This is a genomic window from Paenibacillus sp. Y660, assembly GCF_057221575.1.
Genome location: NZ_JBXBBJ010000051.1, coordinates 1 through 17,615, shown reverse-complemented (window position 1 = coordinate 17,615; position 17,615 = coordinate 1). Strand labels below are relative to the sequence as shown.

At 49.8% G+C, this 17,615-nt stretch carries 10 protein-coding genes and 1 rRNA gene; 10 read left to right on the top strand and 1 reads right to left on the bottom strand.

What is annotated here, in order from left to right:
* Positions 1 to 340 precede the first annotated feature (340 nt).
* The 3 genes from uvrB (at position 341) to AC2TDN_RS25850 (ending at position 5,944) form a co-directional block, all read left to right on the top strand.
* On the top strand, positions 341 to 2,341 hold the full coding sequence (gene uvrB, locus AC2TDN_RS25860) for an excinuclease ABC subunit UvrB (protein WP_482068245.1): 2,001 nt from the start codon (positions 341 to 343) through the stop codon (positions 2,339 to 2,341).
* Positions 2,342 to 2,357: 16 nt separating this feature from the next.
* A complete protein-coding gene (gene uvrA / locus AC2TDN_RS25855) occupies positions 2,358 to 5,240 on the top strand; it encodes an excinuclease ABC subunit UvrA (RefSeq protein ID WP_482068246.1) in 2,883 nt (960 codons plus the stop codon).
* Positions 5,241 to 5,728: 488 nt separating this feature from the next.
* Positions 5,729 to 5,944, top strand: a complete 216-nt coding sequence (locus AC2TDN_RS25850; protein WP_169084674.1) for a hypothetical protein — start codon at positions 5,729 to 5,731, stop codon at positions 5,942 to 5,944.
* Between the two features lie 63 nt (positions 5,945 to 6,007).
* Here the strand turns inward: AC2TDN_RS25850 and AC2TDN_RS25845 are convergent, their stop codons facing one another.
* Positions 6,008 to 6,976, bottom strand: coding sequence for a sugar phosphate isomerase/epimerase family protein (locus AC2TDN_RS25845; protein ID WP_484690650.1), 969 nt, complete (start codon positions 6,974 to 6,976; stop codon positions 6,008 to 6,010).
* A gap of 244 nt (positions 6,977 to 7,220) precedes the next feature.
* Here AC2TDN_RS25845 and AC2TDN_RS25840 point away from each other — a divergent pair, with 244 nt between their 5' ends.
* The 7 genes from AC2TDN_RS25840 to AC2TDN_RS25810 form a co-directional block, all read left to right on the top strand.
* Entirely contained in the window at positions 7,221 to 7,682 is a 462-nt protein-coding gene (locus AC2TDN_RS25840) for a DIP1984 family protein (RefSeq protein WP_484690649.1), read from the top strand.
* A 408-nt stretch (positions 7,683 to 8,090) separates the two neighbouring features.
* Positions 8,091 to 10,625, top strand: coding sequence for a U32 family peptidase (locus AC2TDN_RS25835; protein ID WP_484690648.1), 2,535 nt, complete (start codon positions 8,091 to 8,093; stop codon positions 10,623 to 10,625).
* A gap of 613 nt (positions 10,626 to 11,238) precedes the next feature.
* Positions 11,239 to 11,934 (top strand): heptaprenylglyceryl phosphate synthase, encoded by a 696-nt coding sequence (gene pcrB, locus AC2TDN_RS25830; protein WP_484690647.1) that lies wholly within the window; start codon positions 11,239 to 11,241, stop codon positions 11,932 to 11,934.
* A gap of 141 nt (positions 11,935 to 12,075) precedes the next feature.
* Positions 12,076 to 12,456 (top strand): bacterial transcriptional activator domain-containing protein, encoded by a 381-nt coding sequence (locus AC2TDN_RS25825; protein ID WP_484690646.1) that lies wholly within the window; start codon positions 12,076 to 12,078, stop codon positions 12,454 to 12,456.
* Between the two features lie 174 nt (positions 12,457 to 12,630).
* Positions 12,631 to 15,033 carry a DNA helicase PcrA gene (gene pcrA / locus AC2TDN_RS25820; protein ID WP_484690645.1) on the top strand — a complete coding sequence of 801 codons (2,403 nt, stop codon included), beginning with the start codon at positions 12,631 to 12,633 and terminating at the stop codon, positions 15,031 to 15,033.
* A 63-nt stretch (positions 15,034 to 15,096) separates the two neighbouring features.
* Positions 15,097 to 17,097 carry an NAD-dependent DNA ligase LigA gene (ligA, locus tag AC2TDN_RS25815; protein ID WP_484690651.1) on the top strand — a complete coding sequence of 667 codons (2,001 nt, stop codon included), beginning with the start codon at positions 15,097 to 15,099 and terminating at the stop codon, positions 17,095 to 17,097.
* A gap of 445 nt (positions 17,098 to 17,542) precedes the next feature.
* Positions 17,543 to 17,615 (top strand): 16S ribosomal RNA (locus AC2TDN_RS25810); the annotation flags it as partial.

Sequence of the window (17,615 nt, the reverse complement as noted above, 5' to 3'; positions counted from 1 at the left end):
GGTGTATGCTAAAATCTAGCAATACCTGCCGATTCATCATTTCCACTTACATTTTTGGAAGTAGTCCCCTATGACATCGTGTATTAAGGCTCATTACTATGGACTTTCGAAATTCAGGTTCAAATGTGCATAAAGAATCTTATAAGTTGTCGACAGGAGTAATTTAATAGACTAAGCTGCGGGTATTTTTTTTGCTTTGGGATGATTGCGCCGCAGGAAAGATAACGGTATAATATACGGGAACAAACATTCTTATTTTGATAAACGCTAATGAAATGAAATTTCCTATAATTGACTATAATGATAAGAGTATTCGGAATGACGGAGGTGGATGGTAAGCGTGAGTGAACTTGCAAAGGAAACGAAGCTGTTTAAAATACAGTCGGATTATACGCCGCAGGGCGATCAGCCGAAAGCGATCGAGCAGCTTTTAGAAGGTATTAAGGCGGGCAAGAGGCATCAGACGCTGCTCGGCGCAACCGGTACAGGCAAAACGTACACGATAGCGAATATGGTGGAGAAGCTGAATCGGCCGACGCTCGTCATTGCTCATAACAAGACGCTGGCGGCTCAGCTATGCAGTGAATTCAAAGCTTTTTTCCCGGATAATGCAGTGGAGTATTTTGTGAGCTATTATGATTACTATCAACCGGAAGCCTACATTCCTTCATCCGATACCTTTATCGAGAAGGACTCAAGCATCAACGATGAGATCGATAAGCTGCGGCATTCGGCGACAAGCTCGCTGTTAGAACGCCGTGACGTTATTATCGTAGCGAGCGTCTCCTGCATATACGGCCTTGGATCGCCGATGGAATATGGAGGGCTGGTATTCTCGCTGCGAGTGGGCATGGAGAAATCGCGCGATACGATTTTGCATAAGCTTGTCGATATTCAGTACAAACGCAACGATATAAGCTTTACGCGGGGAACGTTCCGCGTTCGCGGCGATATTGTTGAGATTTTCCCCGTAGCCAACAATGAACGGGCTATTCGCGTGGAGCTCTTCGGCGACGAGATCGAGCGAATCTCGGAAATTGATGTGTTGACCGGAGAGATTGTCGGCGAACGCGAACATATAGCTATTTTCCCGGCTTCTCATTTCGTTACGCAGGAGGAGACGATGAAATTAGCGCTTGTTAACATAGAGCGCGAGCTGGAGGAACGGCTTGCCGAGCTGCGCGAGGCAGGCAAGCTGCTTGAAGCGCAGAGGCTGGAGCAGCGGACGCGCTACGATTTGGAAATGATGGCGGAGATGGGTTTCTGCTCCGGCATTGAGAACTACTCAGGACCGCTTACGTTCAGGGAGCGCGGCGCCACGCCGTATACGCTGCTCGATTATTTTCCTGACGACATGGTTATCGTCATCGATGAGTCACATGTATCGCTCCCGCAAATTAGGGCGATGTACAATGGTGACCGCGCGCGTAAGGAGATGCTGGTCAATCACGGATTTAGGCTTCCTTCGGCGATGGATAACCGTCCGCTCCGTTTTGAGGAGTTTGAGGCGAAGGCGAAGCAGCTTGTGTATGTATCGGCTACGCCAGGACCTTATGAGATTGAGCATACCGACAAAATGATCGAGCAGATCATCAGGCCGACCGGTCTAATCGATCCGATCATTGACGTTCGTCCGACGAAAGGACAAATCGATGATCTGTTGAACGAGATTCGCGATCGCATTGCGAAGGATGAGCGGGTTCTGGTCACAACGCTGACGAAGAAGATGTCAGAGGATCTTACCGATTATATGAAGGAGATAGGCATCAAGGTTCGCTATCTCCATTCCGATATAAAGACGCTGGAGCGTTTAGCGATTTTGCGCGACCTCAGACTTGGCGTATTCCATGTTCTTATCGGCATCAATCTACTCCGGGAAGGATTGGATTTGCCGGAGGTGTCCTTAGTTACGATTCTTGATGCGGATAAGGAAGGCTTCCTTCGCTCGGATCGCGCGCTTATCCAAACGATTGGGCGAGCGGCCCGCAACAGCGAAGGCCGAGTCATTATGTACGGCGACAAAATAACCGATTCGATGGATCGAGCGATAAAAGAAACCGAACGGCGGCGTACGATTCAGCTTGCCTATAATGAGAAGCATGGCGTAACGCCGCAAACGATTCGCAAAAAAGTGCATGACGTAATTGAAGCGACTAAGGTAGCTGAGCAGAAGGCTGATTATTTGACTGCAGCCGGCGTAGGCAAGATGAACAAGAAGGATCGTCTGGCGCTTGTTCAAAGGCTGGAAGCGGATATGAAGGACGCAGCGAAAAATTTGCAGTTCGAACGTGCAGCAGAGCTGCGGGATGCGCTGCTTGAGCTGCGCGCAGAGATGGGTTAAGTAGGAGGAGAAACGATTGGCTAGCGATAAAATTGTTGTTAAGGGCGCTCGCGCCCACAATCTTAAAAACATTGACGTCACCATACCGCGTGACAAATTTGTCGTACTGACAGGGCTGAGCGGATCTGGTAAATCCTCGCTCGCATTCGATACGATTTATGCGGAAGGACAGCGCCGTTACGTGGAATCCTTATCTGCCTATGCGCGTCAATTTCTTGGACAAATGGAAAAGCCGGATGTCGATTCCATAGACGGATTATCACCGGCTATTTCCATCGATCAGAAGACGACCAGCCGCAACCCGCGTTCGACAGTGGGCACAGTTACTGAAATATATGATTATTTGCGGTTATTGTTTGCTCGTATCGGCAAGCCGCATTGCCCGGAGCACGGCATCGAAATTACATCGCAAACGGTTGAGCAGATGGTTGACCGGATTATGGAATATCCTGAGAAGACGAAGCTTCAAATTTTGGCTCCGCTTATTTCGGGCCGCAAGGGCGAGCATACGAAGCTGCTGGCGGATATTCAGAAGCAAGGGTTCGTGCGGGTCCGTGTAAACGGCGAGCTGCGCGAGCTTAGCGAGAAGATTGAGCTGGAGAAAAACAAAAAGCACAGCATTGAAGTCGTTGTCGACCGTATTGTGGTCAAGTCGGATATTCAGACTAGGCTGGCGGACTCTCTGGAAACGGCGCTTAAGCTGTCCGAAGGACGCGTGCTCGTTGATATTATCGATCAAGAGGAGCTGCTCTTCAGCTCCAACCTAGCTTGTCCGGAATGCGGATTCAGCATTGATGAGCTGGAGCCTCGGATGTTTTCCTTCAATAGCCCTTATGGCGCTTGTCCGGAATGTGACGGTTTAGGCGTCAAAATGATCGTCGATCCGGATCTGCTAGTACCCGATACGACTAAATCGATAGAGGATGCGGCTTTCTTAGCATGGGCGGGCAGTACGTCCAACTATTATCCGCAGTTTCTGAGCGCCGTTTGCGTACATTACGGCATTCCCCAGAATGTGCCGGTATCGGAGCTTGAGCCCGAACAGATGAAGAAGCTGCTTTACGGCACAGGCGGAGAGCGCGTTCGTTTCTTATACGAGAATGATTTCGGCCATCGGAAAGAAGCCTATGTTCCGTTTGAAGGCATCGTTAATAACCTAGAACGCCGCTATCGCGATACGGCATCGGATATGATGCGCGAGCATATTGAGAACTATATGAGCGCCAAGCCATGCGCTGGCTGCAAAGGACAGCGGCTGCGCAAGGAAAGCTTGGCGGTAACGATCAACGCGCAAAATGTGTCGCAAGTGACATCATTCTCCATTGGCGATGCGCAGCGTTACTTCGAATCGCTTGAGCTGTCGAAGAAGGAGATCGCGATTGCGAGCCTCATTTTGAAAGAAATTAATAGCCGTCTAGGCTTCCTAGTCAATGTCGGGCTTGAGTACTTGTCTCTCAGCCGTGCAGCGGGGACACTGTCAGGCGGGGAAGCGCAACGGATTCGACTCGCTACCCAAATCGGCTCCAGCTTAATGGGAGTGCTCTATATCCTGGACGAACCGAGCATCGGCTTGCATCAACGGGACAACGATCGGTTGATTGAGACGCTTGAGCATATGCGCAATCTCGGCAATACGCTGATCGTTGTCGAGCATGATGAGGATACGATGCTCGCAGCCGATTACATTATTGATATCGGGCCAGGCGCGGGCATACATGGCGGCATGGTTATCGCCGAAGGTACGCCGCAGGAAGTAATGGCGAATGAGAATTCGCTGACCGGTCAATATTTAAGCGGACGCAAATTTATCGAGGTGCCGGCTGAACGCCGCAAGACAAACGATAAATGGCTTGAGGTTCGCGGAGCGAAGGAAAATAACCTTAGAAACGTAAATGTGAAAATTCCGCTAGGCGTATTCTCAGCTGTTACAGGTGTATCTGGCTCAGGCAAATCAACCTTCGTCAATGAAATTCTCTACAAGACGCTAGCGCGTGATTTGAATAAAGCGAAGACTCGCCCAGGCCAGTATAAGGAGCTTCGGGGCATTGAGCATTTGGAGAAGGTCATCGATATTGATCAATCGCCAATTGGCCGGACGCCAAGATCGAATCCCGCGACTTACACAGGTGTTTTTGATGACATCCGTGATTTGTATGCGAGTACGACCGAATCGAAGGTGCGGGGCTATAAGAAAGGCCGATTCAGCTTTAACGTGAAGGGCGGCCGCTGCGAAGCATGCCGCGGCGACGGAATCATCAAGATTGAGATGCATTTCCTTCCTGATGTATATGTTCCATGCGAGATTTGTAAGGGCAAACGCTATAATCGCGAGACGCTGGAAGTGAAGTACAAAGGAAAGAACATTGCTGAAGTGCTGGAAATGACGATTGAAGACGGTTGTGCCTTCTTCGAGAACATTCCGCGTATTCACCGCAAGGTGCAGACGCTGCTTGATGTAGGTCTTGGCTATATGAAATTGGGCCAGCCTGCAACGACATTATCTGGCGGCGAGGCGCAGCGGGTGAAGCTGGCGGCTGAGCTATACCGTCGCTCTACGGGCAAGACGCTATACATTTTGGATGAACCAACAACGGGCTTGCATGTACATGACATCGATAGATTGTTGACGGTATTGCATCGTTTAGTTGATTCAGGCGAGTCGGTGCTCGTCATCGAGCATAACCTGGACGTCATCAAGACTGCGGATTATTTAATTGATCTTGGCCCGGAAGGCGGCAGCGGCGGCGGTATGATCGTTGCGACTGGAACGCCGGAGCAGGTCGTTAAGGTGGAGCAATCGTATACAGGAAAATACTTGAAGCCGATTCTTGAACGTGATCGCGCGCGGACCATCGCGCTGCATAAAGAGAATCAGAAGGTAGCTGCTGCTGCGGAATAGGCTATAATAGAAGAGAAAGCAGTCTGAATGCAATCAGATTGCTTTCTCTTTTTTTGCATATCTGCAAACCGCGTGCACGAAGGCTTTTTAGTATAAAGATAAAGAAAAATGAAGTTGGAATTTAACAATAAAATAAATAAGATACCTTTGTAAATAAGAATCTGTTCAATATTCTTTGTGTTCGTTTAGATAAAAAGTTTTCTTGTGAGTTGCAGTTATAGTTGTGGGAGGAGTTGGACAATTTATAGATGCGGGCTGTAATGAATCACATCTAGCGATGGTCCAAAAAAGGCGAGTAATGACGAGCCGATTATGCGTAAGTTAGCCATGAGCCATAGTATGTGTTTCGCAATTCCATATTATAAGAAAACGTTTATCAGGAAATCGTGACAAAGTTGTTACGAATCCCGATTCAGACTTGCGTCCGAAGCCACAAAAAGCTAACATATAGTAAAATAGGTTACGTGCGAAAAAAAGGAGGTCCCTTCATGTTTTTGGCAGAAGAAGCAGCTCAAGCAGCAAGTAAAATTGGTACTTTTGATTGGTTTATGCTTGCCTTTACCATTTTGATCGCAATCGGTCTCGTTCGGCTATTGAACGCTCGTCCGAAGAAAAACATTTTCGCGATCGGCTTTACGACAGTTTCGCTTGCATTGTTTTTATTGATCGACTTTATTATGATCACAAAAGTTTGGATGGCGTGACAAGTCGTCGCATAGAAAAGGGTCTGCCGGACAAGTCCGGCAGACCTTTTTCTTGTTTATCTGTTATACCCACCACATCTCGCCAAGCGGCTCGCGGATGAGAATTTGTTGAAGATTTTGAACAGCCTTCGTGAAGCCTTCGTCTACGGACATCAAGCCGTCTTCGTGCTCGATGCTGACAACGTAGTCGTAGCCGACAAGACGAAGCGCGCTAAGGATGTCTGCCCATGTTTTGAGATCATGGCCATAGCCAACCGTACGGAACTGCCAAGCACGGTCAAGCATCAGGCTATAGGATTGCATATCGGTTACGCCATGATGATTGACGTTGATTGGATCGATTGTTGTATCCTTCGCGTGGAAGTGATGGATAGCTCCGGCACGGCCAAGAATTTGTACAGCTTGAACCGGATCGATTCCTTGCCACCACATGTGGCTTGGATCCAGGTTGGCGCCGATAGCATTTCCAGCCGCTTCGCGAAGACGAAGCAAAGTAGCCGGACTGTGAACGGAGAAGCCGCCATGAAGCTCAAGGCCGATTTTCACGCCGCCTGCAGTTGCAAGCTTAGCAATCTCAGACCAATATGGAATAACTTTTGCTTCCCATTGCCATTTTAAAATATCTTGGAAATCATTTGGCCAAGGAGCAACCGGCCAGTTCGGATATTTGGCATCCTCATGGTCGCCTGGGCAGCCAGAGAACGTATTGACGACCGATACCTCAAGACGATTGGCAAGCTCGATCGTTTTGCGAATAACCGAGTCATGATCAGTCGAAATGGCTTTCTGCGGGTGAAGCGGATTGCCGTGGCAGCTAAGCGCGCTGATCATCAATCCACGTGATTCTACTGCATGCTTAAACGCTTTCAGCTTACCTTCGTCTGCAAGCAATCCATCCAGGTCGCAGTGTGCGTCTCCCGGGTATCCGCCCGTTCCGATTTCAATGGCATCAAGTCCTTTGGAGGCGATATAGTCGAGTGCTTCCTCGAACGGTTTTTGTGCAAAAAGCACGCTGAATACTCCTAATTTCATTTGTTCATTTACCTCCCGAATCCATCAAATGGATTGATTTAGTAGTCCAACATAGTATACCACTTCTGTAATGAGATCATATATTTGGAACGACATTTGCCAAAATCGCATAGTAAATCAACAAAACCAGCATAATGCTGATTCAATTTTCGGCTAAGGCCAACATTTTTTAAAAAATAGTATGAAAATAAAAGTGGTATATTTGGATGACTGTTTGTCCTGAAGATAGCGGAGGGGATTAGCGATGAGATTAGCGGAAGCGCTTGTCATGCGAGCGGACTGCCAACGCAAGGTGGCGCAGATCAAGCAGCGCCTTGGGAGAGTCATAAAGGTTCAAGAAGGAGAGTCGCCTTCGGAATCGCCAAACGAGCTGCTGGAGGATTTAAGACGGACGCTGGGTGATTTGGCCGTCTGGGTGAAGAAGATTAATAAGACGAACGCTTTAAGCGCGTTTGATACGAGCATGAGCCTGGCAGAAGCGCTGGCGGAACGTGATCGCATCATGCAGTATCGCAATATTCTGAATGAAGTGCTTAGCGAGGCATCCATCAAACAGGAACGATACAGCCGGCAAGAAGTGAAATTTTATACGACCGTAGAGATCGTAGATCTTCAAAAAGAGGTCGATGAGCTGTCGAGGAAATACCGCGAATTGGACTTCAAGATCCAGGAGAAAAACTGGAGCACGGATCTACTGGATAGCTAAACAAGTTGGTAACCGAAATCATACAGGTGAGCACAACCCTCCAACGGGCAGTTGGACCTAACGTAGATGCAGGGCCATATCTACAAAACATAACGAATTAGCCCAATAATGTAACAAGAGTGCGCGAGCATGTAACTAGGCTGTATGTTGTTTAATGTAACTACCACGTGCTGATGTATGGTTTAGGTGAGGGCGGGTTCGGGGACTTGATCAATTTGTGCAGATGAGATAGCTGGCATTTTGCTGGCCTGACTGTTAAGGAGTAAACATAAAGTAATTAAAACTGGCTTCCGACGTGCGGAGCCGGTCTTTTTTGCGTGATGCCAGTATTGTGTAGTGGTATAGATGTCCGCGGTTTGTTAAGATAGTGAAAGCAGGTTTGAAGAATGTGAGGGATCGCAAGTTATTATGACAGATACAATAGTAAGATCGGATATAGAACTGCTGGCTCCGGCTGGTGATTGGGATTGCATGCGTGCGGCAGTAGCTAATGGCGCCGATGCAATTTTTTTTGGCGTAGAGAAGTTTAATGCACGTGCTCGCGCGAACAACTTCCGTAGCGAGGAATTGCCGGAAATTATGGCTTTTCTGCATACGTATGGCGTAAAGGGCTTCCTGACGTTTAACATCCTCGTATTTGAAGACGAGCTGAGAGACGCGCAGAAGCTTATTGAAATGTGTATTGATGCGGGTGTGGATGCGGTAATCGTACAGGATCTTGGCCTCGTGAAGCTGATTCGCGAGCTTTCGCCGGACTTCCCGATTCACGGCTCAACACAAATGACGATAACATCGCCGGAAGCGGTAGAATTTACGAAGCCGTTTGGGCTTGAGCGGGTCGTGCTTGGCCGTGAAAACAATCTAAAGCAAATTCGTACGATTGGCGAGCAGGCGAAGCTGCCGATGGAAGTTTTCGTGCACGGCGCGCTATGCGTGTCGTATTCGGGTCAGTGCCTCACCTCCGAGATGTGGGGAGGGCGCTCTGCCAATCGCGGCGAATGCGCGCAGGCTTGCCGGCTGCCGTATGATCTGATGGTTGACGGCGAGGTGCAGCCGATGGGAGACATCGCGTATTTGCTGTCGCCGAAGGATTTGGCGGCGATCGATATCGTGCCGGAGCTCATCCAAGCGGGCGTGACGTCGTTTAAAATTGAAGGGCGTCTCAAAAGCCCGGAATATGTCGCGAATGTCGTGAGCAAGTATCGGCGTGCGATCGATAAATATTTTGACGGCGATTTATCGAAGCCGTCGGTGGAGGATGTGCGTGAGCTGCAGCAAAGCTTCTCGCGCGGCTTCACGCATGGTTTTCTGTCGGGAACGAACAACAAGCAGCTCGTTGAGGGCACGTTCCCGAAAAGCCGAGGCGTCTACCTCGGCCGTGTAGAGCGCATTATGCGCGATGCGGTTACGCTGCGGATCGACGCGCCGCTCAAGCGCGGAGATGGCATTGTATTTGACGCAGGGGACCCGACGAAGAAGGAAGAGGGCGGCCGCGTCTACGATATTCGCCGCCAAGGCGTGAAGATCGAAGGCGAAGCGCAGGAAGGCACGATGATCGAGCTGGTAGCGGGCCGCAATGATGTTGACCTGCGCAAGGTGCATGTCGGCGATCGCGTCTGGAAAACAAGCGATCCTGCGCTCGATAAGCGCTTGAGAGCAACCTTTGAGACGGAGAAGCCGTATCGGGTGTTCCCGCTTCATGTAAGAGTGACCGGTGCGCTCGGCCAACCGATGCGTACGTGGTGGACCGATGTTCAGAAGGGAACGACCGTTGAGGTCGTTACGGAGCTTGAGCTGGAGCAAGCGCAGAAGCGTCCAATGGATGCGGCGCTGCTTGAGGATCAATTAGGCCGTCTAGGCGGTACCGTGTATCAGCTGGAGAAGCTTGAGGTTGAGCTGCAGGGCGATTTGATCGTGCCGATCCGCGAGTTGAACCGGCTGCGCCGCGAGGCGGTAGAGCTGCTTGCGGGCGAGCGTCCGAAGCCGCCTGTCTATGTGAAGAATGCTGTAGCATCGCGTGAGGATGTTTTTCAGGCTGATGCAGCCAAGAAGGATATCCTGGCGCCGCATAGCGGCAAGGATGCGAAGCTGATCGCATTATGCCGCAGCCTTGAGCAGGTACAGGCAGCGGTGACAACTGATATCTCTTACGTCTATGCCGATTTCGAATTCATTAAGCAATTCCCATCTGCTGTTGCCGCTGCACGTGAAGCGGGCAAGCCGATTGCGCTGGCAACGCCGCGTATTCATATGCCGGGCGAGAACGGCTACCATGCGAATATATTGAAGCTGCAGCCTGATGCGGTGCTCGTGCGGAACACAGGAGCGCTTTACTATTACCTGCGTGCACGCGCAGCGAATCCAGATAAGCCTTTCCCAAAGCTGATCGGCGATTTCTCGCTGAATGTCGCGAACCACAAGGCCGTAAACTTGTTTACGGATGTAGGACTTGATCTCATTACGCCATCGTACGATCTGAACATTCAGCAAATGATTGATTTGTTGGAAAACTCGGATACTAGGATGCTGGAGATGGTCATCCATCAGCATTTGCCGATGTTCCATACGGAGCATTGCGTGTACTGTACGTTCATGAGCGAAGGGACAGACTTTACGAACTGCGGACGTCCTTGCGAAGAGAAGCGCGCTTCCTTGCAGGACCGCATCGGAATGGCGCACCCCGTTCGCGTGGACGAAGGCTGCCGCAACACGGTATACAACGCGATTGAGCAATCAGGAGCAGAGTATATCCGCAACTTTGTCGGCTATGGCGTATCCCACTTCCGCGTTGAGTTTCTGGAAGAAACGCCAGAGAAGGTGCTTGAAGTGTTGTCGCTTTACCGCGATGCGCTCGATGGCCGCATAAGCGGAACGCAGGTATGGCGCAGTCTGAAGGCAATTAATCAATTAGGCGTAACGCGCGGTCAGCTCGTGAAGAAATAAGCGTTTTTTATAATAAAAGTTAAACGAGCCTCTAGAATCGAACAGTGACCATAAGCAGGACACTTTGAAAAAAGTGCCCTCTTATGGGTACAGTTCAAATCGTTTCTTAGGCTCGTTTTTGTATGCATATAGACAGTCTTCTTAGCTGAATTTCTTAAATAAAGAAGTAACTGGAAAAACTCCCTTTAATTCTCCCTTGCGCCGGTATATAGATCTATTAACTGGAAATTCTCCCGTTAAAATTTTTTATCCCAAAAGGGCGAGAAATAGAAATTTAACAGGAGAAAATTCTTCTAACTTCTATTTTCTCCTGAAATCATATGAATTAACTTGATATATTCCCGTTAATTACTCTGCCGATGCACTTTCCACCAGCAAGCTTAACCCTAGAAACGCACCTAATGCTCGACCGATTACGAGTTTGCATGCCCTGTTGAAAACCCCCAATCGCTTACTTTTACACCCTTATACTACATTTCAGTGCCCGCCTGCCACATGGGGCGTTTTATTTCATACAGCAGAGCATTTGACACGCTATTCCTGCTGACATAGCATAGAAGGAAAGCAATGATTCGACATTCGATGTTTGGGAAAAAGCGAGGTTTGGTTATTCATGAATGAGGTTTGGTTTTCTGGCTGGAGGCATGTGTTTAAACTTGATCCCGATCGGGAGATATCCGATGACGCGCTGGATCAAATATGCAACTCAGGTACGGATGCGATCATCGTCGGTGGCTCCAGCGGCGTTACTTTTGAAAATACGGTTGATCTGATGGCTCGCATTCGCAGATATGCGGTAGACTGCGCGCTTGAAGTTTCCAGCCTAGAAGGTGCTGTTCCCGGCTTCGACGGTTATTTTGTACCGCTTGTGCTGAATACGAGCCGTGCTGAATGGATTACGGGACGGCAAACCGAAGGGCTTATGGAATATGGCTCCTTTGTGCCTTGGGATGAAACGGCAGCGCAGGGCTATATTATATTGAATGCTGATGCAACGGCGGCGAAGGTAACCGAAGCGAAAGCCGAGCTGACGGAAGTTGAGCTCATTGCACATGTGCGGATGGCCGATCGGCTGATGCGTCTTCCGGTTATTTATTTGGAGTATAGCGGCCGATTCGGAGATATGCAGCTTGTGAAGCGAGCGAGAGCAGCTACAGCCCATGCACAGCTATTTTATGGCGGAGGAATCGATAATGCGGACAAAGCACGTCTTGCTGCTGAAGCTGCGCATACGGTAGTCGTCGGAAACATTATATACAGCGATCTAGTTGCCGCCTTGTCAACAGTAGCAGCGGTGAAAAATTGCTGATTTCGTGCAATTCTAAGCTTTTCACGCAATGATAATAAGACGCATCTGTAGAATCCTCCTTATGGTTATGAGCAATGATGACCACAGGTCGGGAATCGCAGATGCTTTTTTTTGTTTCAATCTACTCTTACAGAGCAAAACATGAAAAATTATGAATACTTGCTTGCCTTGTACCGGGGCGACTACTTGGAGGAGCTGGATCGCGTATGGGTCCTTGCGCGGCGTGAGCAGCTCCGACGACTATATATGCAGATCGTTATCGCCGTTGCTGCCTATGAGCTCGAGATCGGAAGAGGCTTCCAAGCGGAGCTTCGGCTGAACGAGCTGCAGGAAAAAGAACCCTACTCCGATGAGGTCTGCCGTCATATGCTTCTCGCCTACGAAAAGCTGAAGGACATGGGGGCGCTTCAGCGCTATTATGAATCCTTTGAGGAGCTGGTCCGCAAGGATCTGAAGTTCGAGCCGGAAATACGCACGGAGGCGCTTTATGAGCAGCTTTATAAGCAGTTGGAACAGGGGTAGGGCATAAGGCGCCCTTCCTGCTTATGCTTGTTTGCGATAACCGATAAGGTTTGAATGTTTAGTCGTATTTTCTGGCAAAAGGAAGGCTGCATTCCTAATATCTCAAATTGACACAGGAGTGGCCGTTGTCTACACTGAGAAGAGGCGAACATATGCGAACAAAGGAGTCGGAGCATGTTGAATTATATAAGTATCGAGCAAGCGGTGCAGAAGCTGAATCCGCCGCAGCGGGAAGCCGTTCAGACAACTGACGGACCGCTGCTTATTATGGCTGGAGCGGGTAGCGGCAAGACGCGCGTACTGACACATCGAATTGCTTATTTAATAGAAAAGAAGCGTGTTGCGCCTTGGAGTATTCTGGCCATCACCTTTACGAATAAAGCTTCACGAGAAATGCAGGATCGGGTGAGCGCGCTCGTTGGACCATCGGGACGGGATATTTGGGTATCCACCTTTCACTCGATGTGTGTACGGGTTCTCCGCAGAGATATTGATCGGATCGGTTTTACATCAAGCTTCTCGATATTGGATTCCTCAGACCAGCTGTCGGTTATCCGCGGCTGTATGAAGGACATGAACATCGATACGAAGAAGTTTGAGCCAAAAGCCGTTCAAGCCGCGATCAGCGGAGCGAAGAATGAGTTGATCTCGCCGGAGCAGTATGAGCAGAAGGTCGGCGATTATTTTGAGGGTATCGTGGCTCAGGTGTTTACGAAATACCAAAAGAAGCTGAGAAGCAATAACTCACTGGACTTTGACGATCTTATTATGATGACGATTCAATTGTTCAAGGATGTACCCGAGGTGCTTGAGTTTTATCAGAATAAGTTCCGATACATTCACGTGGATGAGTATCAGGATACGAACAGGGCGCAATATATGCTGACGCGCATGCTGGCGGATAAGCATCATAACATATGCGTAGTCGGCGACAGCGATCAGTCGATCTATAGGTGGCGCGGTGCCGACATTACGAACATATTGAACTTCGAAGGCGATTATCCCGAGGCGCGGACGATTATGCTGGAGCAAAACTATCGTTCGACAGCCAACATTTTGGATGCTGCGAATGCGGTTATCAAGCTCAATTCAGGCAGGAAGCCGAAGAAGCTGTGGACGGATCAAGGCGCCGGCGATCTCATTTCTCTTTATCAGGCGGATACGGAGCATGACGAAGGTTATTTTGTAACCGGGGAAATTCGTAAAAATGTGAATAAAAGCTATAAATTTGCCGATCATGCGATATTGTATCGTACGAATGCGCAATCGCGGGTAATCGAGGAAATTTTGATCAAATCCGATATTCCTTATCAAATTGTGGGCGGCATAAAGTTCTACGACCGCAAAGAGATTAAGGATTTGCTCGGATATTTGAAGCTCGTTTCCAATCCGGATGATGATATAAGCTTGGTGCGGATTATTAATGTGCCGAAGCGGGGCATTGGGGATACGACGGTTGGGAAGCTTGCGGATGAAGCGGCGAGAAGAGGCACATCGATTTTCCGCGTCTTGAACAATCTCGGCGAGGTCGAAGTGAACGGAAGAACGCGAACGCTGCTGCGCGAGTTTTATGAAATGATCGACAATCTCACCCGGATGGTTGAATATTTATCGGTGACTGAGCTTACCGAGAAGGTGCTCGAGCTGTCGCAGTACCGCATGGAGCTGCATCAGGAGAATACGCTGGAGTCGAAGGCGCGTCTTGAAAATATCGATGAGTTCTTGTCCGTTACGATGGATTTTGAGAAGCGCAATGAAGACCGGACGCTCGTAGCGTTCCTGACTGACCTCGCTTTGATTGCCGACATTGATTCCTTGAACAAAGAGGAAGAAGAAGCCGAGAAGAACAAGGATGCCATCACCTTGATGACGATGCACAGCGCGAAGGGGCTTGAGTTCCCTGTCGTTTTTATCATCGGCATGGAGGAGAGCGTATTTCCTCATAGCCGTGCGCTTGCGGACAATGAGGAGCTTGAGGAGGAGCGCCGCCTTGCTTACGTGGGCATTACCCGCGCAGAGAAGCGGCTGTATCTGACCTGCGCTCGCATGCGTACGTTGTTTGGCCGTACGAATAGCAATTTGCCATCTCGCTTTCTGCAGGAAATACCGGAGAGCGTAAGAGAAGGTGCTTCTAGCGGCAGCGGCGGCTACTCGCGTGCTGGCGCTGGCAGCGCGCGAAGCGGCGGCGTCAGCGTTGCGGGCGGCACCGGCGCAGCGGCGCAGGGCAGCGCTGGCCGCGGCATTGCAGGGCGCGGGCCAGCTGGCGGCGCCGCAGGAAGCCGTTCCCCAGGCATGGGGGGAACGGGCCCAGCCGCGATGGGCGGCAGAGGCGGCGGCGTGCGGGTGAGCACGCCGCTCCTGGATGCCGCTCGGGCGGCTCAAAGCAGCGGCGCGGCGGGCGATGCCGCGCCCGGAACGTTTGCCACTGGCGAGAGAGTCTCGCATGGCAAGTGGGGCATTGGCGTTATTGTCTCCGTCAAAGGTACGGGCAAGGACATGGAGCTTAACATCGCATTCCCGGCTCCGATCGGCATAAAGCGATTGCTTGCCGGTTTTGCACCGATAACGAAAGTATAAAATGAATTAGCTACTTTGGACGATTAGAAGGAGGAGCCTTCCGTGAACGCTCAATTAGAGAGGATGCAACAGCTTGTTGCGATCATTACCGAGCATAATTATCTTTACTACACGCTTGATCAGCCTACGCTTGATGATGCTGATTATGACAAGCTTTATGACGAGCTCGTCGCACTCGAAGCCGCGTCTGGCGTCGTATTGCCTGAATCGCCAACTCAGCGTGTAGGCGGGGATCTGCTCAAAGGCTTTGAGCCTTACAAGCATCGCGCTCGCTTGTGGAGTCTAGACAAGGCGCAAAATGCCGAGGATCTGCTCACATGGAATACGAGGCTGCTCAAAGCCGTCGCGGATTACAACGCCAAGCATCCAGAAGAAGAGCCGCTGCCGAAGCCAACCTATGTGGTAGAGCTGAAGTTTGACGGTCTGACGCTAAATCTAACCTATGAAGACGGTCAGCTTGTACAAGCGGCGACACGCGGAAACGGCACGGTTGGCGAAGGCATTTTGCAGCAGGTACGCACGATTCGTTCGGTGCCGCTCACCATTCCTTTTAACGACGGGATTATCGAGGTGCAAGGTGAGGGCATCATGCAGCTTTCGGTGCTGGCCAAATACAATGAGACGGCAGTTGAGCCGCTCAAAAACGCTCGAAACGCAGCGGCTGGAGCACTGCGCAATCTTAATCCATCGGTTACGGCTCAGCGAAAGCTGAATGCATTCTTCTATAATATCGGCTATGCCGATGGAGCAGCCTTTACCGATCATCGCGAAATGCAGCAGTTTCTGAAGGACAACCGATTCAAGGTGAATCCTTACGTGACCTATCAGAACACGATTGAAGAGGTGCAAGAAGAGCTCGTTCGGGTGACGGAGCAGCGTGAGCAGCTGGATTTTCTAATAGATGGTGCTGTTATTAAAGTTGTAGACATGCGTACGCGTGAAGCGCTGGGCTACACGGATAAGTTTCCACGCTGGGCAGTTGCCTTTAAATTCGAAGCGGAGGAAACAACAACGGTGCTTGAATCGGTATCGTGGGAGGTAGGCCGTACGGGCAAAATAACGCCGGTCGCCCGCGTCGAGGCAGTAGAGCTTGCAGGAGTAACCGTTCAGAACTGTACGCTCAACAACATCGGCGATATCGAACGCAAAAATCTCAAGCATGCTTTGGGCACGCTCGTTACGATCCGCCGCTCGAATGATGTTATTCCAGAGATATTGGGCAAGGCAGACGAGGAGCCGGGCGTGGAAATCGAATTCCCGACTGTATGTCCATCCTGCGGCACGGAGCTTGAACAACGCGGTGCGCATCTATTCTGCAATAACAAGCTTGGCTGCCAGCCGCAAATTATTGGACGTATTACGCATTTCGCGTCCCGGGATGCGATGGATATCGATACGTTCAGCGTAATGACGGCTGACCAGCTGTACAAGGACTGTGAAGTTCGTGATCCTGCTGATCTGTATGCTCTAACCTATGATGACCTAATAAAGCTTGAGCGGTTCGGCGAAAAGAAGGCACTTAAGCTGCTCGCAGCTTTCGAGAAATCCAAGGATCGGGAATTGGCGTCTTTCTTATTCGCGCTTGGCATTCCGAACACAGGCAAAGCGACTACGAAGATGCTGGCCGACCATTATGGCAATCTTGATGCTATTATGCAGGCTGAGGCGGAGGAGCTTGTGGCTCTTCCTGATATCGGTGGTATCGTGGCGGAGAGTATCGTTGGATTCTTTAATGATCCGATTATTATCGCAAGCATTGCCAGAATGAGAGAGCTTGGCGTAAAAGCGGAAGCTGAGCAGCAGCTGGTTGCGAGAAACGACAGTGTCTTCAGCGGGAAGACCGTCGTTCTAACTGGAACGCTGCCAACGATGTCGAGGGATGAAGCGGCAAAGCTGCTTGAGGCATGCGGCGCCAAAATTTCAGGCAGCGTCTCCAAAAAAACCGACTTCGTCATTGCAGGCGAAAGCGCGGGAAGCAAGCTAACGAAGGCGCGGGAGCTTGGCATTACGGTTATTGAAGAAGAAGCGGAGCTGCTGCGTCTTCTAGGTGAAACGACGGCTTAGAGTTAGCAAATGCATGGAGTATGCATGGGAATAGAGGATTTGAATAGAAATGCCAAGACGCAAACGAGCCTTAGAAGCGATTCTAAGCGCTCGTTTTGTCGGTGGATGTGTCGAAAACCATGAAATACGGATAAAATAAAGTCGATATTTGTAAAATTTTTCAACTTGTAATCTATTTATCAAAGTGATATATTATTTCTTGTCGCTTCTGAGACACAGGAACAACTGAATGAGCCGCAAACAAATGTGAAACAAACGGTTGACAGCGTCGAATGAAGATGATAATATCATTTCTTGTCACGACAAAATGTGACAAACAAGTTCTTTGAAAACTGAACAAATGGATCACGTCGATCCGATAATGTTTTAAAATAGCTAGTTAAGTAATGAGCAAGTCAAACACATGAAGCTTTTCTCTTCGACATCGCGTCGAAGCGAAAACTTCCATTTGGAGAGTTTGATCCTGGCTCAGGACGAACGCTGGCGGCGTGCCTAATACATGCAAGTCGAGCGGATCT